At 72.0% G+C, this 19,883-nt stretch carries 19 protein-coding genes; 7 read left to right on the forward strand and 12 right to left on the reverse strand.

All coding sequences use genetic code 11. The features are described from left to right. Positions 1-31: 31 nt before the first annotated feature. Complete coding sequence (locus tag ACWC5C_RS18495; RefSeq protein ID WP_450876467.1) at positions 32-1,021, forward strand: helix-turn-helix transcriptional regulator; 990 nt, start codon at positions 32-34, stop codon at positions 1,019-1,021. Here the strand turns inward: ACWC5C_RS18495 and alc are convergent. Both alc and allB read right to left on the reverse strand, forming a co-directional pair. Further along, positions 1,018-2,148, reverse strand: coding sequence for an allantoicase (alc, locus tag ACWC5C_RS18500; protein WP_450876469.1), 1,131 nt, complete (start codon positions 2,146-2,148; stop codon positions 1,018-1,020). The two genes, ACWC5C_RS18495 and alc, sit on opposite strands and share 4 nt — an antisense overlap. Beyond that, positions 2,145-3,491, reverse strand: coding sequence for an allantoinase AllB (gene allB, locus ACWC5C_RS18505; RefSeq protein ID WP_450876957.1), 1,347 nt, complete (start codon positions 3,489-3,491; stop codon positions 2,145-2,147). The genes alc and allB overlap by 4 nt, the downstream gene beginning before the upstream one ends. 261 nt (positions 3,492-3,752) lie before the next feature. Here allB and ACWC5C_RS18510 point away from each other — a divergent pair, with 261 nt between their 5' ends. After that, positions 3,753-4,538 (forward strand): IclR family transcriptional regulator, encoded by a 786-nt coding sequence (locus tag ACWC5C_RS18510; RefSeq protein ID WP_450876471.1) that lies wholly within the window; start codon positions 3,753-3,755, stop codon positions 4,536-4,538. An 11-nt stretch (positions 4,539-4,549) separates the two neighbouring features. Here ACWC5C_RS18510 and ACWC5C_RS18515 read toward each other — a convergent pair whose 3' ends face one another. Beyond that, a complete protein-coding gene (locus tag ACWC5C_RS18515; RefSeq protein WP_385444701.1) occupies positions 4,550-4,861 on the reverse strand; it encodes a DUF5955 family protein in 312 nt (103 codons plus the stop codon). Positions 4,862-5,055: 194 nt separating this feature from the next. On the opposite strand from ACWC5C_RS18515, the gene ACWC5C_RS18520 reads away from it, so the two are divergent. Together ACWC5C_RS18520 and aceB are read left to right on the forward strand one after the other, a co-directional pair. Next, a complete protein-coding gene (locus ACWC5C_RS18520; RefSeq protein ID WP_450876473.1) occupies positions 5,056-5,676 on the forward strand; it encodes a nucleotidyltransferase family protein in 621 nt (206 codons plus the stop codon). 115 nt (positions 5,677-5,791) lie between these two features. Next, the gene (gene aceB, locus ACWC5C_RS18525) at positions 5,792-7,411 is read left to right on the forward strand and encodes a malate synthase A (protein WP_450876475.1); all 1,620 of its coding nucleotides are present in this window, start codon (positions 5,792-5,794) and stop codon (positions 7,409-7,411) included. Positions 7,412-7,483: 72 nt separating this feature from the next. On the opposite strand, the gene ACWC5C_RS18530 is transcribed toward aceB, so the two are convergent. The 7 genes from ACWC5C_RS18530 to ACWC5C_RS18560 all read right to left on the reverse strand — a co-directional run bounded on the left by ACWC5C_RS18530 (position 7,484) and on the right by ACWC5C_RS18560 (position 13,443). Then, complete coding sequence (locus ACWC5C_RS18530) at positions 7,484-9,343, reverse strand: alpha-L-fucosidase (RefSeq protein WP_450876477.1); 1,860 nt, start codon at positions 9,341-9,343, stop codon at positions 7,484-7,486. A 155-nt stretch (positions 9,344-9,498) separates the two neighbouring features. Then, a complete protein-coding gene (locus ACWC5C_RS18535) occupies positions 9,499-10,869 on the reverse strand; it encodes an 8-oxoguanine deaminase (RefSeq protein WP_450876479.1) in 1,371 nt (456 codons plus the stop codon). 26 nt (positions 10,870-10,895) lie between these two features. Next, on the reverse strand, positions 10,896-11,777 hold the full coding sequence (gene pucL, locus ACWC5C_RS18540; RefSeq protein WP_450876481.1) for a factor-independent urate hydroxylase: 882 nt from the start codon (positions 11,775-11,777) through the stop codon (positions 10,896-10,898). Positions 11,778-11,782: 5 nt separating this feature from the next. Beyond that, positions 11,783-12,112 (reverse strand): hydroxyisourate hydrolase, encoded by a 330-nt coding sequence (gene uraH / locus ACWC5C_RS18545; protein ID WP_450876483.1) that lies wholly within the window; start codon positions 12,110-12,112, stop codon positions 11,783-11,785. Continuing rightward, a complete protein-coding gene (uraD, locus tag ACWC5C_RS18550; RefSeq protein WP_450876485.1) occupies positions 12,112-12,627 on the reverse strand; it encodes a 2-oxo-4-hydroxy-4-carboxy-5-ureidoimidazoline decarboxylase in 516 nt (171 codons plus the stop codon). The genes uraH and uraD overlap by 1 nt, the downstream gene beginning before the upstream one ends. 145 nt (positions 12,628-12,772) lie before the next feature. Next, the gene (locus tag ACWC5C_RS18555) at positions 12,773-13,114 is read right to left on the reverse strand and encodes a helix-turn-helix domain-containing protein (RefSeq protein WP_450876959.1); all 342 of its coding nucleotides are present in this window, start codon (positions 13,112-13,114) and stop codon (positions 12,773-12,775) included. A gap of 77 nt (positions 13,115-13,191) precedes the next feature. After that, positions 13,192-13,443 carry a hypothetical protein gene (locus tag ACWC5C_RS18560; protein ID WP_385444716.1) on the reverse strand — a complete coding sequence of 84 codons (252 nt, stop codon included), beginning with the start codon at positions 13,441-13,443 and terminating at the stop codon, positions 13,192-13,194. A gap of 196 nt (positions 13,444-13,639) precedes the next feature. Between ACWC5C_RS18560 and ACWC5C_RS18565 the strand changes: the two genes are divergently transcribed. From ACWC5C_RS18565 to ACWC5C_RS18575, 3 genes are all read left to right on the forward strand, one after another. After that, positions 13,640-14,359: a hypothetical protein gene (locus tag ACWC5C_RS18565; protein WP_450876487.1), complete on the forward strand. Its 720-nt coding sequence runs from the start codon at positions 13,640-13,642 to the stop codon at positions 14,357-14,359. Between the two features lie 142 nt (positions 14,360-14,501). After that, positions 14,502-15,428: an alpha/beta fold hydrolase gene (locus ACWC5C_RS18570; RefSeq protein ID WP_450876489.1), complete on the forward strand. Its 927-nt coding sequence runs from the start codon at positions 14,502-14,504 to the stop codon at positions 15,426-15,428. Between the two features lie 62 nt (positions 15,429-15,490). Continuing rightward, a complete protein-coding gene (locus ACWC5C_RS18575; RefSeq protein ID WP_450876491.1) occupies positions 15,491-16,219 on the forward strand; it encodes a neutral zinc metallopeptidase in 729 nt (242 codons plus the stop codon). Position 16,220: 1 nt separating this feature from the next. On the opposite strand, the gene ACWC5C_RS18580 is transcribed toward ACWC5C_RS18575, so the two are convergent. Next, positions 16,221-17,963 carry an AMP-binding protein gene (locus ACWC5C_RS18580; protein WP_450876493.1) on the reverse strand — a complete coding sequence of 581 codons (1,743 nt, stop codon included), beginning with the start codon at positions 17,961-17,963 and terminating at the stop codon, positions 16,221-16,223. Between the two features lie 38 nt (positions 17,964-18,001). Further along, the gene (locus ACWC5C_RS18585) at positions 18,002-19,723 is read right to left on the reverse strand and encodes an AMP-binding protein (RefSeq protein WP_450876495.1); all 1,722 of its coding nucleotides are present in this window, start codon (positions 19,721-19,723) and stop codon (positions 18,002-18,004) included. Positions 19,724-19,883 lie beyond the last annotated feature (160 nt).

Here is a 19,883-nt window from a genome sequence, read left to right on the forward strand (position 1 = left end):
TGTGTCGTATACGGCAGGGACTTTTGGAGCCATGAGATCCGACCGGTTGCTCTCGATCATGCTGCTGCTGCAGACCCATGGGCAGCTGCCCGCCGCCACGCTGGCCGAGCGCCTGGAGGTGTCGGTCCGCACGGTCATGCGGGACGTGGAGGCGCTGTCCGGGGCCGGGGTGCCCGTCTACACCGTGCGCGGCCCGCACGGCGGCATCGCCCTGCTGCCCGGCTTCCGTACGGATGTGACGGGGCTGACCGCCGACGAGGCGCGCGCCCTGTTCGTGCTGCTTTCCGACCGTGCCTACGCCGATCTTGGGCTCGGCCGGGCCATCGGCTCCGCGCTGCGCAAGGTCATGGCCGCGCTGCCCGCCCCGTACCGGCCGGACGCGGACCTGGCCAGCCGCCGCATCCTGATCGACCCGGTCCGCTGGCGCGGCGGGCCGTCGCGTGCGGCCGCCGACGACCTCGGGGTGCTGCAGCGCGCCGTGTTCGGCGACCGGCGGCTGCGGCTGCGCTACCGGCACGGCGACGACGGCCGCGTCCGCTCGTACACCGCCGACCCGTACGGGCTGGTCCACAAGGCGGGCGTCTGGTACCTCGTCGCCGACCACCTCGGCGAACCGCGGCTCTTCCGCGCCGACCGCGTGCTGTCCGCCGGGGTCCTGGACGAGCCCGTCCAGCGGCGGGACGGTCTGGAGCTGAGCGAGGTGTGGGACGTCCTGCGCCGCCGCATCGACGACATCCCCGCCCCGGTGCCGGTCACGGTCGCCGTACGGCGGGAGATCCTGGGCCGGTTCCTCCGCGTCCACCAGGCCGATCTGGCCGAGCCGCACCTCCCCGCCGACGGGCTCCTTGAGGCCGGTGATCCGGAACGGGTGACCGTCGAGCTGCGGTTCCGCTCCCTGGGCGCGGCGCAGGCGCTCCTCGCGTTCGGCGCCGACGCGGAAGTCCTCGCCCCCGTCGAGCTGCGCCGCGCCCTGGCCCGCCGGGCGGCCGAAGCGGCCGCCCGCTACGCGGACGAGACCTAGTCGCCGCTCAGCTCCGCATGCCGCATGGCCAGCCGCTTCGCGCCCTCGGCCGTCAGGGAGCCGTGGAGGCGGAGGCGGGCGATGCCGCCGTCCGGGTAGATGTCGATGCGGACGTGGGTCACCGGCGGGGCCTGGTCGAGCAGGAAGCGGTGGACGGTGTCCGGCTGGAGGGGCGTACGGGGCAGCAGTTCAGTCCAGGCGCTGTCCGGGTCCGCGGTGGTGTCACGGCCGTACAGCGCCGCCCAGCCCGGCGAGTTGCCCTTGTAGCAGCCGGTGTCGATCTCGACGGCGCGGATCGAGGCCTGTTCGGTGAGCCGGTAGCGCACCCAGTCGTTGCCCCGGTCGCGGCGGCGGCGGGTCTCCCAGCCCTCGTCCATCTTCTGGGAGCGGCCCGGCTGGATGGAGTTGGTGGGCGGGGAGTAGAAGCGGTCGGAGGCGTCCTCGGCCGCGCCGCCGTTCTCCAGGGCCGCCAGGTCGAACGTACCGAGGGCGGTGAGCCAGGCCGGGTCGGGGATGACCTCGCCGTGGACGCGGAGGCGGGCGATGCCGCCGTCGGGGTGCTGCTTGAGGCGCAGATGGGTGAAGCGATGGGGAACGGAGACGGGGAAGCCGTTGGCCGCGTGGCCGCCGACCTGGGTGCGGGGGACGAGGGTCGTCCACTCCGTCTCGTCGGCGAGCAGGTCCGCGGGGGACGGGGTGCCCGGCAGCGAGGTGGCCTCCACGCTCACGGCCTGCGGGTAGTTGCCGCGGAAGTGGGCGGTGTCGACCACGATGCCGTGGATGACGCCCGGCGCGCCCAGCCGGATCAGGGCCCAGTCGTGGTCCTCGTCCGTGGGGTGCGGGGTGTCGGCGGCGGCCCCCCGGCGGCGCCGGGTCTCCCAGCCGTCCATGACCTTGCCCTTGTGGCCGAAGTCCGCGGGGTCGAAGTGCGGCGCCTCGGGCCGCAGCAGGTTCTCGCGCTCGGCGAAGAACTCGTCGTTGGCCGCGATCACACTGCCGCCGAGCCGCCGGTCGGCGAGGTCGGGGAGGTGGGCGAAGGGGAAGTCGGCGGTGCGGTAGTCGGCGCCCGGGTCGCCGCCGCCGTACGGGTGGGCGTCGCCGGTGAAACGGGGGATCGGCGCGGTCATACGCGGGGCTGCCTTTCGAGGAGTCGGCCGGTGGGTTCGGTGTGTGCGCCGTGGTCGGCGATCTTCTGGCCGCGCAGCCAGGTGGACCGTACGACGCCGTGCAGCGTCTTCCCGGCGTACGCGGTGACCTGGTTGCGGTGGTGGAGGGCGGCGGGGTCGACGGTGAAGGTCTCCTCGGGCGCCAGGACCGCGAAGTCGGCGTCCCGGCCGGCCTCGATGGCGCCCTTGCCATCGAGGCCGACCAGCGCGGCCGGGGCCGCGGACATCCAGCGTGCGACATCCGCGAGGGTGTGGCCCCGGCCGCGGGCCTCGGTCCAGATGGCGGGCAGGCCGAGCTGGAGCGAGGAGATGCCGCCCCAGGCCTGCCCGAAGTCGTCGGTCTTCAGCTCGGCGGTGCAGGGCGAGTGGTCGGAGACGACACAGTCGATCGTGCCGTCGGCCAGGCCCTGCCACAGCGCGTCCTGGTTGGCCGCCTCGCGGATCGGCGGGCAGCACTTGAACTCGGTGGCGCCGTCCGGGACTTCCTCGGCGGTGAGGGTGAGGAAGTGCGGGCAGGTCTCGACCGTGATCCGGACGCCTTCGCGGCGCGCGGCGGCGATGCGCGGCAGGACGTCGGCGGAGGACAGATGCAGGATGTGGACCCGCGCCTCCAGCTCGCGGGCGAGGTCGATCAGCCCCTCGACGGCCCGGTTCTCGGCGGCGCGCGGGCGGGAGGCCAGGAAGTCGGCGTAGCGCGGGCCGCTGGGCGGCGGGGCGCCGTCGATCAGCCGCGGGTCCTCGGCGTGGACGATGAGCAGCCCGCCGAAGCCCGCGATCTCGCCGAGGGCGGCCTTGAGCCCGGCCGGGTCGAGGTGCGGGAACTCGTCCACGCCGGAGTGCAGCAGGAAGCACTTGAAGCCGAGGACTCCGGCGTCGTGCAGCGGCCGCAGATCGGCCGTGTTGCCGGGGATCGCACCGCCCCAGAAGCCGACGTCGATATGGGCCGCCGCGCGGGCGACGGCCCGCTTGATCTCCAGCGCCTCGACGTCGGTGGTGGGCGGGATGCTGTTGAGCGGCATGTCGACCAGCGTGGTCACGCCACCGGCCGCGGCGGCGCGGGTGGCGGAGGCGAAGCCCTCCCACTCGCTGCGGCCGGGGTCGTTGACGTGGACGTGGGTGTCGACGAGCCCGGGGAGGAGGACATCGTCCCCGAGGTCTTCGAGCCGCACCCCGGCCGGGAGGGCCGTGTCGTGCGGCAGGACGGCCAGAATCCGGCCCTCGGCGGTGGAAACGGCGACGGACGCGGCGCGCGGACCGTCGGGAGTGATCACGCGCGTCGAACGCAGCACCAGGTCCGGGCTCAGCTCCGGTTCCAGCTCGGGCACCCCTACTCCCCTCGATAATTCCGCAACACGGAATAAGTTTTCCGCTCGGAGTCTTCCCTTCTCGTTCGATCTGGTCAAGACTTCCCGGGCACCCCCGTTCGATTCCGTACCATGAAAGATGATTTTCGATATGTAGAACGTGGCGCCGAGAGGGACCGGTAGGCTTCCGAAGGCCGGTCGGCCGCGATATCCGACGCGGGCGCGAGACCGGTGCTGCCCGCTGCGAAAGGAAACGCCGACGTGCCGTCCGCCGAGTCCAAGACCGCCGCCACCAACGCGGGTGGCGTCCAGTCCCTGGAGCGCGCCTTCGACCTTCTGGAGCGGATGGCCGACGCCGGGGGCGAGGTCGGGCTGAGCGAACTGTCCGGCAGTAGCGGCCTCCCGCTGCCCACCATCCACCGGCTGATGCGCACGCTGGTGGCCTGCGGTTACGTACGCCAGCAACCCAACCGCCGCTACGCCCTGGGCCCCCGGCTGATCCGGCTCGGCGAAAGCTCGGCCCGGCTGCTGGGCACCTGGGCGCGGCCGTATCTGGCGCGCCTGGTGGAGGAGACCGGCGAGACCGCGAACATGGCGCTGCTGGACGGGGACGAGGTGGTGTACGTCGCGCAGGTGCCCTCCCGTCACTCCATGCGCATGTTCACCGAGGTCGGGCGGCGGGTCCTGCCGCACAGCACCGGGGTCGGCAAGGCGCTGCTGGCCACCACGCCCCCGGACGAGGTACGCGCCCTCCTGGCCCGCACCGGTATGCCCGCCGCGACGGCGAAGACGATCATCTCGCCGGACGCGTTCCTGGACGCGCTGCGGCTGGTGCGCGAGACCGGCTACGCCGTGGACGACAACGAGCAGGAGATGGGCGTGCGCTGCCTGGCGGTGTCCGTACCGGACTCCCCGACGGCGGCCGCCATCTCGATCTCGGGCCCGGCGGGGCGGGTGACGGACGAGGCCACCCAGGAGATCGTGCCGGTACTGAAGGAGGTCGCCGCCGATCTGTCGGCGGCGCTGGCCAGCACGGACGGGACCTGAAGGAGCGGCTGCTAGCGCGGCACCGTACCGAACAGGTCGATCGCCGTCCTGACCCCTCGCAGCGCCGGATTCAGGGCGCTGACCGAGCCGAGCGCACCGGCCACCAGAAGCAGGGAGCGGCGGAGGCGGTGCAGTTCGGGGGTGCCGGTGCGGGCCATGGCGTCGAGTGCGGCCAGTTCGTCGTCCGCGATGGCCCGGTCCGGTAATTCCGCCGGATGGGCGGCCAGGTCACGCCTGAGCCGGGCCACGGCCAGGCGCAGCTCCGCCACCCTCGGGTCTTCCTCGGTGCACGCCACTGTGGCGCCCTCCACGTCGGACAACACGGCCCTTCTCCCCCTCGCGCGCGGCTGCACGAGCCCGCCCTCCCTCTCCCCTGCCCCTCCGGATGTCGAATCGGACACAAGGGGCTGCGGATCAGTTAACGCCACCGTGTGCGCAGTGCGCCATACGGAGAGCGAAAATCAGACCGGCTGGGATGAACCGTCCACGCGGCGCCCCGGTGCGGTAAGCAGGGGGCATGGATCGCACCTTCGATGACAACGCGCAGGTCGCCGGGTTGCTGCTGGCGGCGGGCGGGGGACGGCGGCTGGGCGGGCGACCGAAAGCCCTGCTGGAGTACCGGGGCAGGCCGCTGGTGGAGCACGCGGCGCGCGCGCTGCGGGAGGGCGGGTGCGCCCCGGTGCACATCGTGCTGGGCGCCGCCGCCGGGGAGGTGCGGGAGCGGGCCGAGCTGCCGGGCTGCGTCCTGGTCGACAACCCGGACTGGGAGGGCGGCATGGGCTCCTCGCTGCGCGCCGGGCTGGCCTCGCTGAGCGCCACGGGGGCGCGCGCGGTCCTGGTCACGCTGGTGGATCAGCCCGGGATCGGGGCACCGGCGGTGGCGCGCGTACGGGCCGCCTGCCGTGACGCGACCCGCCCGGCGGAGAGCCTGGTGACGGCGGAGTACGGCGGCGAGCGGGGGCATCCGGTGCTGTTCGGCGCGGACCGGTGGGCGGACGTGGCGGCGAGTGCGGAGGGGGATCGCGGGGCACGCGCGTATCTGAGGGCACATCAGGCCGAGATCATCCGGGTCGACTGCGGCGACATCGCCCGTGTGGACGACATCGACACCCCGGAGGATCTGGCGCTGCTGCGGTAGCCCCCACCCACACGTCCACACCGCACATGCAGCGAGTCTCACATCGACAGCCGATTGAACTTCCACGATGAGGAAATTAATATCCAGAACGCTATCGACTGAGGAGTGAACGCCCATGTCCGCACCAGCGCCATCCCCGCTGGCCATCGTCGACGCCGAGCCTCTGGAGCGTCAGGGAGAGGTGCTGACCGACGCGGCTCTGGCCTTCCTGGCCGAGCTGCATCACCGCTTCACCCCTCGCCGCGACGCGTTGCTCGCGCGTCGCGCCGAGCGACGGGCCGAGATCGCCCGTACGAGCACGCTGGACTTCCTGCCGGAGACCTCGCACATCCGCGAGGACCCGGACTGGCGCGTGGCCGAGGCCCCGCGCGCGCTCCAGGACCGCCGGGTGGAGATCACCGGTCCCACCGACCGCAAGATGACGATCAACGCGCTCAACTCGGGCGCCAGGGTCTGGCTCGCCGACTTCGAGGACGCCTCCGCCCCCACCTGGGCGAATGTGATCGGCGGCCAGCTGAATCTGACCGACGCGTATGAGCGCCGGATCGACTTCACCTCCCCCGAGGGCAAGAGCTACGCGCTGCGCCCCGCCGAGGAGCTGGCCACCGTCGTCGCCCGCCCGCGCGGCTGGCATCTGGACGAGCGCCACCTCCGGGACGCGGAGGGCCGCGCGGTGCCCGGCGGGCTCGTCGACTTCGGGCTGTACTTCTTCCACAACGCGCGCCGCCTGCTCGACCTGGGCAAGGGCCCGTACTTCTACCTGCCGAAGACCGAATCGCATCTGGAGGCGCGCCTCTGGAACGACGTCTTCGTCTTCGCGCAGGACTACGTGGGCGTCCCGCAAGGGAGCGTCCGCGCCACCGTGCTCATCGAGACGATCACGGCCGCGTACGAGATGGACGAGATCCTGTACGAGCTGCGCGACCACGCGTCCGGGCTCAACGCGGGCCGCTGGGACTACCTGTTCTCCATCGTGAAGAACTTCCGCGACGCGGGCCCCGGCTTCGTCCTGCCCGACCGCAACGCGGTGACGATGACCGCGCCGTTCATGCGCGCCTACACCGAGCTGCTGGTGCGCACCTGCCACAAGCGCGGCGCCCACGCGATCGGAGGGATGGCGGCCTTCATCCCCTCGCGCCGGGACGCCGAGGTGAACGCGGTCGCGTTCGACAAGGTGCGGGCCGACAAGGACCGTGAGGCGAACGACGGCTTCGACGGCTCGTGGGTCGCCCACCCCGATCTGGTTCCGGTCGCCCGCGAGTCGTTCGACGCGGTGCTCGGCGAGCGGCCGCACCAGAAGGACCGGCTGCGCGAGGACGTCCGGGTCACGGCGGCCGAGCTGATCGACGTCGCCTCCCTGGACGCCAAGCCCACCTTCGCGGGGCTGCGCAACGCCGTGCAGGTCGGCACCCGCTACATCGAGGCGTGGCTGCGGGGCCTCGGCGCCGTCGCCATCTTCAACCTGATGGAGGACGCCGCCACGGCGGAGATCTCCCGCTCCCAGATCTGGCAGTGGATCAACGCCGGGGTCGTCTTCGAGAACGGCGAGAAGGCCACCGCCGACCTGGTGCGCACGGTCGCCGCCGAGGAGCTGGCCGCGATCCGCGAGGAGGTCGGCCCGGAGGCGTTCGAGGCCGGGCGGTGGCAGCAGGCGCACGATCTGCTGCTGAGGGTCGCGCTGGACGAGGACTACGCGGAGTTCCTGACGCTGCCCGCGTACGAGCTGCTGGACTGAGCCCCGTACGTGACGAGGGGCCCCGGGACATCGCCCCGGGGCCCTTTCGCGTGTGCGCGTCATGAATGCGCGTTATGAGGGGTAGAGCTGGGCGCGCGGCACGATCTGCTGGGGCTGGCCGGGGCTGGACCACAGCAGCTTCATATGCGCCTCCCCGGTCTGCTCGGTGTACTCGACCTTGAGGGCGTGGCGCTGCCCGGCCGTCAAGGCGACGGTCGCCTTGTCGACCTTCGCCGTATGCGGCGTGGTGCTGTCGATGAGCAGCTTGCCGTCGAGCCACACCCGCACCGTGTCGTCGGAGACGGTGGTGAGCGTGTACGTCTGGCTGTGGCGGGGCACCAGGGAGCCGGTCCAGCGGACGCTGAAGCGGTCGGCCGGGACCCGGACGTCCGGTGAACCGGCGCTCCGCCAGGCGTGGTTGACGGTCGGATCGGTCCGGGTGACGACCGGCGGCCCGGTGAAGGTGTCGTTCGCGAACACCTCCTGCCGCAGCCCGGTCCCCCGGCCCGGGGGTACGGACGTGCCCGATGGCCTGACCGTCAGCTCGATGACCGACGCGGTGGTGTTCACCGGCCCGCCGGACGGGGTGAGGTCGAAGCCGTCCCCGGCCGCCGCGACCGCGACCTGCTGATCGCTGCCCAGCACCCGCGCCCCGGTCACCTCGAACGGCGCCCGCGCGGTGAGATGGAGGGGCTGCCCGGCGGCGGGCCAGTCGGCCACGGAGGCGTAGAGCTTGTCGCCGGACCGGCTGACCGCTCCCCACCGGGGCTCGGTCACCAGACCGGCCTCCCGCGCCCCGTACACGGCCCGGCCCTGGCCGGACGTCCGCAGCCAGGAGCCCATCTCACGCAGCCGGTCGACGGACGGCTGGGGGACGCGGCCGAGCTTGTCGGGGCCGACGTTGAGCAGGTAGTTGCCGCCACGGCTCGCGATGTCGAGGAGATTGCGGGTGAGGGTCTGCGGCGACTTCCAGTTCTGGTCGTGCTTCGCGTATCCCCAGCTGCCGTTGAGGGTCATGCAGGACTCCCAGAGCTGGCCGTCCACCGGGGCGTCCGGGATCTCCTGCTCGGGGGTGCCGTAGTCGCCGTCCACGACGCGGCGCTTGCCGACCCGGTTGTTGATGACCAGGTCCGGGTCGAGGCCGCGCAGATACGCTTCGAGCTGCTCGCCGTCGCGCGGGGACCAGTTGTTGGTGGGGTCGTCCGCGTCCCATTCACCGTCGAACCACAGCAGCGCCGGGTCGTAGCCGTCGACCAGCTCCTTGAGCTGCGCGTACATCCGCTCCCGGTACTTCGGGAAGGTGGCCGGGTCGGCGAAGTCGGGGTCGTGCCAGTCCCAGATCGAGTAGTAGAAGCCGAGCTTGATCCCGGCTGCGTCTGCGGCGGTCTTCAGCTCGGCGAGGATGTCGCGCCGCTGGTCGAACGAGGAGTGGTCGCGCAGGTTCCAGGTGTTCTGCTTCGTCGGCCACATCGCGTATCCGTCGTGGTGCTTGGACGTGATGACGATGTAGCGCTGACCGGCGTCCTTGGCGGCCTTGACGACCGCCTTGGCGTCGAAGGAGGACGGGTTGAAGCCCCGCGCCATGTCCTCGTAGGCGCTCGTGGATATCCGGCAGTTCCGCTTGATCCACTCCGCGTCCCGGCACACGGTGCCGTCCGGGCGGGTGTATTCGCCTTCCAATTGGGAGTACGCGCCGAAGTGGATGAACATCCCGAACCGGTCCTGCCGCCACCAGTCGGTGCGGGCGGAGGTGAACGGGTCGTCGGCCGCGTAGTCGGTGCCGGGACCGGGGTCGGCGCTGGTGGGTACGGGGGTGGGTACGGGGGTGGCTTCGGCGGTGGCGGAGGGTCCGGTGAGGGTCAGCGCCAGGAACAGGCCGAGCAGCAGGCTCAGACCTCGGGACAGGGATAACGCCCGTGGGGACACACGCATGGCGGCTCCTGTGCTCATGGTGCTCATGGGTGGTCGGACAGGAGGGCTGGCCAGCCGCGTACCGGAACCTAGAGCCGCATAGGTGGGATGTCAACGGGACATAAAGCGCCACCGCCGCCACATTGCTACCAGTGAGCCCCTACCCATCCGATGTATCACCCCTCCTCGGCGATACGGGCCAGCCGCCGCGCCTCGTCGCGCGCACCGCGTGCGATGTCGTCCTCGTCGGCGGTGAGCAGCCGCCCCGCCTCCACCACCGGCTCGCCGTTCACCAGCGACAGGGTCACCGGCGCCGCCGCGCCCAGCACCAGCGCCGCGACCGGGTCGGCGATGGTCGAGTGGCCGATGCCGTCCAGCTTCCACAGCACCAGGTCGGCGAGCTTGCCCGGCTCCAGGGACCCGATCTCGCGCTCGCGGCCCAGCACCTGGGCCCCGCCGTAGGTGCCGAGACGGAGCGCCTGGCGGACCGTCAGCGCCTTCTCGCGGTGGTCGCCGAGCCGGTTGATCAGCAGGGCGTTGCGCAGCTCGGTGTGGAGTTCGCCGGACTCGTTCGAGGCGGTGCCGTCCACACCGAGCCCGACCGGTACGCCCGCCGCGAGCAGATCCGGCACCCGGGCGATCCCGGCGGCGAGCCGGGCGTTGGACGACGGGCAGTGGGCGACGCCGGTGGCGGTGCGGGCGAAGGCGGCGATGTCGGCGTCGTTCATATGGACGCTGTGCGCCATCCACACGTCCTCGCCGAGCCAGCCGGTGTCCGCGAAGTAGTCGGTCGGGCCCATCCCGAACCGCTCGTGACAGAACTTCTCCTCCTCGACCGTCTCCGAGCCGTGGGTATGCAGCCGTACGCCCTTGCTGCGGGCCAACTCGGCACTCTGCCGCATGAGTTCGGTGGTGACGGAGAAGGGCGAGCAGGGCGCGACCGCGATCCGCAGCATCGCGTCGTACGAGGCGTCATGGTGGGTGTCGATGGCCTCCTCGGTGGCGGCGAGGGCGGCTTCGGTGGTCTCGACGGCGAAGTCCGGCGGCAGCCCGCCGTCCGAGCTGCCGAGGTCCATGGAGCCGCGCGCGGCGGTGAACCGCACGCCCAGCTCGCGCGCCGCGCGGATCTCGGCGCCCAGCAGATCGCCCGCGCCGCGCGGGAAGACGTAGTGGTGGTCCATGGCGGTGGTGACGCCGCCGCGCACCATCATCCCGAGCGAGCCGCGCGCGGCGGCGTACACCATCGGCTCGTCGATCCGGGCCCAGGTGGGGTAGAGCGCGACCAGCCAGTTGAAGAGGTTGTGGTCCTGGGCGAGGCCTCGGGTGAGCCACTGGTAGAAGTGGTGATGGGTGTTGACCAGGCCCGGGGTGACGAGGTGGCCGGTGCCGTCGACCCGGCGGACCACCCCGTCCAGGCCGTCGGGTGCCGGTCCCGCGCCCAGCGACTCGATGCGGTTGCCCGCGACGACGACATGGCCCGAGGCGTGCTCGGTGTCCTGCGCGTCCACGGTCGCGATGGCGCAGTTCTCGATGACGATGCGGTGCACGGGGCGTGGCCTTCCCTGTCGGGGGTTCAGTCGGTGGGGATCCTGGCCTCGGCGCCGTCCCGCAGGACGGTGGCCTCGATGAGCCCGTACGGCCGGTCGGCGGCGAAGTAGACCTCGTTGTCGTTGGTGAGCCCGAAGGGCGCGAGGTCGACCAGGAAGTGATGCTTGTTGGGCAACGAGAGCCGTATCTCGTCTATCCCCGAACGCCGCTCGATCACGCGCGCGCCCATCGCGTACAGCGTCTGCTGGAGCGAGAGCGAGTACGTCTCGGCGAAGGCGGCCAGCAGATCGGCGCGCGCGTCCGCGTACGCGGCGTCCCAGTCCGGCTCGGGCTGCCCGCCGTCGCTCCAGCCGTGGCGCCAGCGGGCGTGCACCTCGGTGGCGAGGATGCGGTCGCGCGCCTCGGGCAGGGTGGTGTACGCGTCCTTGACGTAGCCGTGGAACTCGGAGTCGGTGGAGTTCATGACCGTGAGATCGCGCAGGCCGGACAGCACTTCCCAGCCCTGGCCGTCGTAGCGGATCTGGGCGGTACGGGTCTCCCGGCCCGCGCGGACGAAGGAGTGCCGGGCCTCGCCGCCGGTCTCGATCCGCTCCCAGGCGTACTCCTCGATCCGCACGCGGGCGGTGCGGATCGCCTCCTGGCTGGAGACGAAGTGGCGGGCCAGCTCGATGCCGAAGTGTTCGGCGGTGGCGATGCCGTGCTGCTTGGCGAAGGCGTACACCGTGTTCTTCATGGTGTCGGTCGGCAGGACACCGGTGTTGTCGCCGTGGCGGTGGACCTCCGCCAGGTCGCCGGAGAGCGCGACGGAGACGTTCAGGTCCTTGATGTGGTGGACGGCGCCGTCGCGCACCATCCGGACCACACGGGTCTCCGCCTTGCCGTACTGGTTCTGGCCGAGCATGGGCATCGGGCTTAGCTCCCTCGGTATACGGAGTAGCCGAACGGGGTGAGCAGCAGCGGCACGTGGTAGTGCTCGCCGGGCTCGACGGCGAAGACGACCGCCACCTCCGGGAAGAAGGGCCCGCGCGACTCGGTCTCGAAACGCAGCCGTACCTGGGTGGTGCCCTCGGGCAGGGCGGGCAGATCCTTGCAGCGCCCGTCCTGGTCGGTGGCAGAGGCGGCGTGCACCGTCCACTCGCCACCGGCGGTGGGGCGCACCGACAGCTCGACGGGGACGCCGGTGGCCGGGCGGCCGAGGCTGGTGTCCAGGATATGCGTGGACACGGAGGTGGGGGTCGTCACTACCGCTCTCCTTCCGCCGCCTCGGCGGTCATGGATCGGGTCAGCCGGATGCGGTTGATCTTTCCCAGTTCGGTACGGACGATCTCGCGTTCGGTGGCCGTGTCGTTGCCGATCCGGTGGCGGAGGGCGGTGAGCATCTCCTCGCCGGTGCGGCCGGTGGCACAGATCAGGAACACATGGCCGTGGCGCTCCTGGTACGCGAGATTCAGCTCCAGCAGCTCCGCCCGCAGCTCATGGCCCACTCCGCTCTGCTCGCGCGCCGAGGTGGCGTCCCCCGGCTTCGGCCGCCCGATGGGCGGATGCCCGGCCATGGCCTCGGCGAGGTCGCCCTCGGTCAGCCCGGCCATGGCCCTGTCGGACGCGTCGAGCAGGGCGTCCAGGTGCGCGTACGGCCGCCCGGCGGCCACCGCCGCGCCCCAGGCCCGGCTGGCGCACACCTCGTACAGCAGCGCGGCCGCGTCCGGCCGGTCCGCCGCGTTGAACCGGGCCAGGCCCGGTGGAGCGCTGGTAGTCACATCCCGAAAGCTAAGAGCTTCCCCGGCGAACGTCAACACTTTGTTGAAATGAGGTACGGAGCCGAGGCCGGGCGCCCCGCCGTCTGGGCGCTGAGCGCCTTCGCCGACCGGCCCCGCTACCGCACCCTGATCGGCGTCAAGCGGGTCACGGCCGTGGGGGCTCGGGCTCCGGGTGTTCGGAGCCCTTCTCGCGGTTGAGGTAGTTGTAGACGGTGAAGCGGCTCACCCCGAGCGCGCTCGCGACCGTTTCGACGCCGTGGCGCACCGAGAACGCGCCGCGCTGTTCCAGCGCGCGGACGATTCCCTGCTTCGTCTTGCGGTCCAGGTCCGGCAGCGGGACGCCGTGGCGGCGCTGGAGGTCGGCGAGGATGTGGTCCAGGGACGCCGAGAGGTGCGGCAGCCGTACGGCCACCACCGCACTGCCCTCCCAGGACAGCACCACGTCGTCGTCCCGGGCCCGGTCCGGGGCGATCAGCTCACCGCCCATCGCGTCGACCAGCGGCCGGACCGCCGAGACGAAGGGGTGGTCCGTCCCCGGGTCCGCGTCGGTGTCCGCCGGGCCGGTCACGCGTCGGGCTCCGCGACGACGTTGACCTGGAGCGAGACCCGGGTGGCGCCCGCGTCCAGGGAGGTGCGCAGCAAGTCGCCCACGGCGGCCAGCACGGCGTCCGCCCGGCCCTCGGCGGTGTTGCCGAACGGGCCGACGTCGACGGTGTCCAGCGGTGCGGCCTGAACCGCCTCGCGGGCGGCCACGGCGTGCGGCGGCACCTCGTCGAGGTCGAACGGCTCGGTGGTGAACTCAACCCTCAATCTCACGCCGCCAACCTACTGCGCCGGGCCGCGCCTCCGGCAGCCTCGCGCGGCGCGTACTCCGGGCGTCATCCGTCAAGCGTCCAGCCCGGCGTCACGCGGCCGTCCCACTGGAGGTGGGCAGAACGCCCAACTCCCCCTCCTCGCCCGCCCGCTTCGTGGACCATGGCCCAGTTACCAGCAGCCCACTACGGAGCGTCAGATGACAGAGAGCGTGCCGGTGCGCTGCCCCGCGTGCCGCCGCGAGCAGTCGTTCACTCCGCCCACCTTCCCGTGCTCGTGCGGCGCGCCGCTCACCCTCCCGGTGCTGCGCGACGGCACGCCGGAGGAGATCGAACACCGCACCTGGCAGGACATATGGGTGGCGGTGGACTGCCCGTCCTGCGGGCGCCAGGGCCACTGGCCGCAGCCGGAGTTCGGCTGCGGCTGCGGTGCGGTCGTACGGGTCCCGGTGGTGCCGGTCGCGCCCGTAGCACCGGTCGCGGCGGTTCCGGAAGCTTCGGAACGTCATCAGGACAGCGAGCCGACCCCGCGCCCGGCCTTCCGGCCGGTGACGATCCGTACCGCGCGGGACGTGGTCACCGCCGCCGCCCAGTATCTGCGGTGGCTCGGCTTCGGGTGTCTGCGGCGGCCGGACGACCCGGAGGCGTCCGGAGTGGACCTGTACGGGAAAGGCGTCGTCGCCCAGGTCGATCCGACGACCCGCCCCACCGGGCTGCGCGAGGTCGAGTGCCTGTGGCTGAACGGGCTCAACGAGTCCGCCGTGAGCGTCTTCTTCTCGCTGGCGGGCTACGCCCGGGAGGCGCGGGCGCGCGCGGACGCGCTGCACATACCGCTGTTCATCATGGACCTGACCGGCACTCCACAGCCCGTCAACGACCCCGCGGACACGCTGATCCGCTGTGGCCCGCCGCGCGCATGAACCCGCGTATGAGCCTTGTCCATTGTCACCCGGACAAGGGCCGATTCGCCTCCCCTTCGCGGATGATCTCCGCCGGTTTTTCGCGCTCTACCGTGGTTCCCGTTCCCGCCCACGACCCCCTCCTGAATCGGAGCGCCGAGCCATGCCCGAAGACCTCACCGTCGACCGCGCCGACATCACCCTGGCCGTCCGCGACCACGGTGGCAGCGGCACCCCGCTGCTGCTGCTCCACGGCGCCACCCGCACGCTCGCCGACTGGTCGGAGATCGCGGACGACCTGATCGCCGATCACCGGGTCCTCTCGATGGACCTGCGGGCGCACGGCGCCTCGGGGCGCGGTACGCGGCCGTGGACGGCCGGGGCCGCGCTCGGCGACATCGAGGCGGTCCTCGACGCGTGCGGCGTCCCGGAGGCCGTACTCGTCGGGCACTCGCTCGGCGGCATGCTGGCCGCGCTCTACGCGGACGCCCATCCGCACACCCCCGGCGCGGTCAACCTCGACGGCTTCGGCATGGGACGCCCCGACCAGTACGCCGGGCTCGACCCGCGGACCGTGGCCGAGGGCCTGGACCGGGCCCGGCAGGTCGCCCGGGCCTCGGCGGGCCAGGCCTTCCCGCCCGAGACGCTGGAGACCGTACGCGCCCAAGGGGCCGCCATGGCCGCCCAGCTGGGCTTCGCGCCCGAGCTGCTGGAGGAGGGCCTACGGCGGTCGCTCGGCGAGACCGGCGACGGGCAGCTGTTCCTGCGGCCGGAGCGGGAGCGGGCGGTGGAGATGCTGGACGCGATGTACGAGCTGGACATGTTCCCGGTCTACCGCCGTCTGACCCGCCCGCTGCTGATCGTCCGTGGTGCGCGGCTCGTGGACCAGGGCCCGGAGCTGGCGTGGTTCGACGAGCTGATGGCCGCGTATATGAAGGGGCTGGAGGCCGAGCTGAGCGCGCTCGCCGCCGACCACCCGCACATCGCGGTCCACACGCTGGACGCGTCGCACGCGATGCTGCTCGAGCGCCCGCGTGCGCTGGCGGCGCTCGTGCGCTCCTTCACCACCGGCCCGCACTTGCGCTCATGACCGGGGGGCGCTTCGGTTGAAGCACCACCCCCACCGTTCACGACCGGCCGGAGGCCGTAGCGATGGCTGTTCCGTGGTGCCCGAGGATCGCGGCGACGCTCCTCGCCCTCCTGACCGTCCTGACCCTGCTCACGGTCACCGGCTGCGGCGGGGGCGGGCTGCCGCAGCCCACGGACGAGAGCCGCCCGGCGACCACGCCGAGCGTCCCCGATCCGGGGACGGCCGACAGCGTGGAGGGGGACATCAACGCGGCGGTGTCCATCACCAACACCTACTGGTCCACCCACTGGAACGAGTTCTTCACCGGCACCTACCGCCCGCCCCGGATCGTGGGCGCCTACGACGGCGCCACCGGCACCGCCCCCACCTGCGGCGGCACCGCGCTCCCCGACAACAACGCCGTCTACTGCCCGGGCGGCGACTACGTGGCCTGGGACATGGACCTGATGCGGGCGGGCCACCAGCGCGGCGACGCCTGGGTCTACCTGGTCATCGCCCATGAGTGGGGCCACGCCATCCAGAACCGGCTGGACGCGGGCCTGGTCGACCTGGCCCGCGAACTCCAGGCCGACTGCCTGGCGGGCGCCGTCCTCTTCGGCGCGGCCCAGGACAACACGCTGACCTTCGAGGACGGCGACACGAACGAACTGTCCGACGCCCTGTCGGCCCTCGCCGACGAGACGCCGTGGACGAACACCTCCGACCACGGCAACGCCTCGCAGCGCGTCTCGGCGTTCAGCCGGGGCGCCGAATCCGGAGTGAAGGGCTGCCTCCCGAACGCGGCCCGGTAGGTCAGCGGGTGGCTTGGGGCTGCGGGGTGCGGTCCGGAGCGCTGTCCGGGCTGCGGTCCGGGGTGCGGTCCGGGTCGGTGCGGGTTTCCGGGACGGCGGACAGGTCTCGGGCACCCGCCTCCCGTAGCTCGACCTTGCGGACCTTGCCGCTGACCGTCATCGGGAAGGCGTCCATGACGCGCAGATGGCGGGGCACCTTGAAGGCGGCCAGGCGGCCACGGCAGAAGCGGGCCAGTTCGTCGCGGGTGAGGGCGGTGGCGCCCTCGCGGAGGATGACGCAGGCGAGGATCTCCTCGCCGTACTTCTCGTCCGGTACGCCCACCACCTGCACATCGGCGATCTTGGGGTGGGTGTGCAGGAACTCCTCGATCTCCCGGGGGTACACGTTCTCGCCGCCCCGGATGATCATGTCCTTGATGCGGCCGACGATCTGGACGTAGCCGTCGTCGTCCATCACGGCCAGGTCGCCGGTGTGCATCCAGCCCGCCGGGTCGATCGCCTCGGCCGTCCGCTCGGGTTCCTCCCAGTAGCCGAGCATCACCGAGTAGCCGCGGGTGCACAGTTCGCCCCGGGTGCCTCGGGGTGCGGTCAGGCCGGTGGCCGGGTCCATGACCTTGACCTCGACGTACGGCAGCACCCGGCCGACCGTGCCGGTGCGGCGGGCGAGGTCGTCGTCGCGGCGGGTCTGGGTGGAGACCGGGGAGGTCTCGGTCATGCCGTAGCAGATGGACACCTCGGCCATGTGCATCTCGGCGACCACCCGCCGCATCACCTCCACCGGGCAGGGCGATCCGGCCATGATGCCGGTGCGCAGCGAGGAGAGGTCGTAGGTGGCGAAGTCGGGCAGGGCCAGCTCGGCGATGAACATGGTGGGGACGCCGTACAGCGAGGTGCAGCGCTCCCGTTCGACGGCGGAGAGGGTGGCGGCGGGGTCGAAGGTGGGGGCGGGGAGGACGAGGCAGGCGCCGTGGGTGGTGGCGGCCAGCGCCCCCAGGACCATGCCGAAGCAGTGGTACAGCGGCACCGGCAGACAGATCCGGTCGCGCTCGGTGTAGCCGACCGTCTCCCCCACGAAGTAGCCGTTGTTGAGGATGTTGTGGTGGGAGAGGGTGGCGCCCTTCGGGAAGCCCGTGGTGCCCGAGGTGTACTGGATGTTGACCGGGTCGTCGCAGGTCAGCCGGGCCTCGCGGGCGGCCAGCTGGTCCTTCGGCACGGTCTCCCCCGCGCGCACCAGCCCGTCCCAGGTGCGGTCGCCGATGTAGACGACGTCGCGCAGGGCCGGGCATTCGGCGCGGACCTGCTCGACCATGCGGCGGTAGTCGCTGTCCTTGTGCTCGGTGGACGAGACGAGGACCGACACCCCGGCCTGCCGCAGCACGTAGCGCAGCTCGTGGACGCGGTAGGCGGGGTTGACGTTGACCATGATGGCGCCGATGCGGGCGGTGGCGTACTGCGTCAGCAGCCATTCGGGGCAGTTGACCGCCCAGATGCCGACCCGATCGCCCTTGCCGACGCCCTTGGCCAGCAGCCCGAGCGCCACCTCCTCGACCGACCGGCCGAATTCGGCGTACGTCCAGCGGCGGCCGGAGGGCAGGTCGACCAGCGCCTCGCGGTCGCCGTGGCGTTCGACGGCCCGGGCGAGGTCGGCGCCGATGGTGTCGCCGCGCAGCGGCTGGTCCCCGGTGCCGCTCGCGTACGAGAGGGCGGCGGGGGCCTCAGCTGCCGGGGGGATCGGGTCGGTCATGGTGTCTCCTTAGCGGTCACACGAAAGAGAGCTGCCCTTCATGAGGTCCCCTCATGAAACTCGACGCCGTCTCCCATCGCCGTGCGTTCCCGTAGTTCAATCCGGCGAATCTTGCCGGACACCGTCTTGGGCAGCTCCGCGAACTCCAGCCGCCGGACCCGCTTGTACGGCGCCAGCACCGCCCTGGAGTGCGCGAACAGCACCTTCGCCGTCTCGGGTCCCGGCTCCCAGCCCTCGGCCAGCACGATGTACGCCTTCGGCACGGCCAGCCGCAGCGGGTCGGGCGCCGGGACGACGGCGGCCTCTGCGACCGCCTCGTGCTCCAGCAGGGCGCTCTCCAGCTCGAACGGGGAGATCTTGTAGTCGGAGGCCTTGAAGACGTCATCGGCGCGTCCGATATAGGTGATATATCCGTTTTCGTCGCGGGAGCCGATGTCGCCGGTGCGGTAGTAGCCGCCCTCGGTGGCCTCGGCGGTGCGCTCCTCGTCGCCCTCGTACCCCGTCATCAGGCCGACCGGGCGGCCGTGCCGTCCGGTCAGGTCGAGGGCGATCTCGCCCTCGTCGCCCGGTTCGCCGGTGACCGGGTCGAGGAGGACGACGGCGAAGCCGGGCGTCGGGCGGCCCATCGAGCCGGTCTTGAGCGGCTGGCCGGGGGTGTTGGCGACCTGGACGGCGGTCTCGGTCTGGCCGAAACCATCCCGGATGGTCACACCCCAGTCGCGCCGGACATGCTCGATGACCTCGGGGTTCAGCGGCTCACCGGCGGCCACGGCCTCGCGCGGCGGGTGCCGCAGCTGGGTGAGGTCGGCCTGGATGAGCATCCGCCAGACGGTGGGCGGGGCACAGAAGGTGGTGACGCCGCAGCGGTCCATCTCGGCCATGAGGCGGGTGGCGTCGAAGCGGGTGTAGTTGTGCAGGAAGACCGTCGCCTCGGCGTTCCACGGGGCGAAGAGGTTGGACCAGGCGTGCTTGGCCCAGCCCGGGGAGGAGATGTTGAGGTGCACGTCCCCGGGCCGGAGCCCGATCCAGTACATCGTCGACAGATGGCCGATGGGGTACGAGATGTGGGTGTGCTGGACGAGCTTGGGCTGAGCGGTGGTGCCGGAGGTGAAGTAGAGCATGAGGGGGTCGGCGGCGAAGGTCGGGCCGTCCGGTACGAAGCGGTCCGCCGCCCCGCCCTGCGTCTCGTCCGGCACGGTGTCCGTCCCGGCGTCCTCGTACGCCAGCCAGCCGTCCGGGACCGCTCCCCGGGGTGCGCCGACCGCGATGCGGGTGTAGTCGCCCGCCACCTCGGCGAACTTGCCGGTGTCCTCCGCCCGCGCGATCACATGCTTCGCCTGGCCGCGGCCGATGCGGTCGGCCAGGTCCAGCGGGCCGAGCAGCGGGGTGGCGGGGATGACGACGGCGCGCAGCTTCATCGCCGCGAGCGCCGTCTCCCACAGCTCCCGCTGGTTGCCGAGCATGACCACGATCCGGTCCCCGACCCGCACGCCCCGCGCGCGCAGCCAGTTCGCGGCGCGGTCGGAGCGGCGGCGCATCGCGTCGAAGCTCAGCCGGGTCTCCTGACCGTCCTCCTCCACGATGTGCAGGGCGGTGCGGTCGTTGCCGTCCGCGATCTGGTCGAACCAGTCCAGGGCCCAGTTGAACCGGTCCGGGCGCGGCCAGCTGAACCCCTCGTACGCCGCCTCGTAGTCCTCCCGGCGGTCGAGAAGGAAGTCCCGGGCCGCACGGAATTCGTGAGACGGACTGTTTGCTGTCACTTGTCCTCCTGATGTGGCGTGCCGCTCGCTAGCATCGTGCGACGGGTGATCTGGGTCTCACCATCCCCCGGGCGGGGGTGGTGACGTTTCGGGGAGGCGACCGTGGCGGAATCGGAGCGTGCCGCGGCATCGGAGCGTGCCGTCGACATACGGGCGGCGC

The sequence above is a fragment of the Streptomyces sp. NPDC001700 genome (assembly GCF_053596435.1).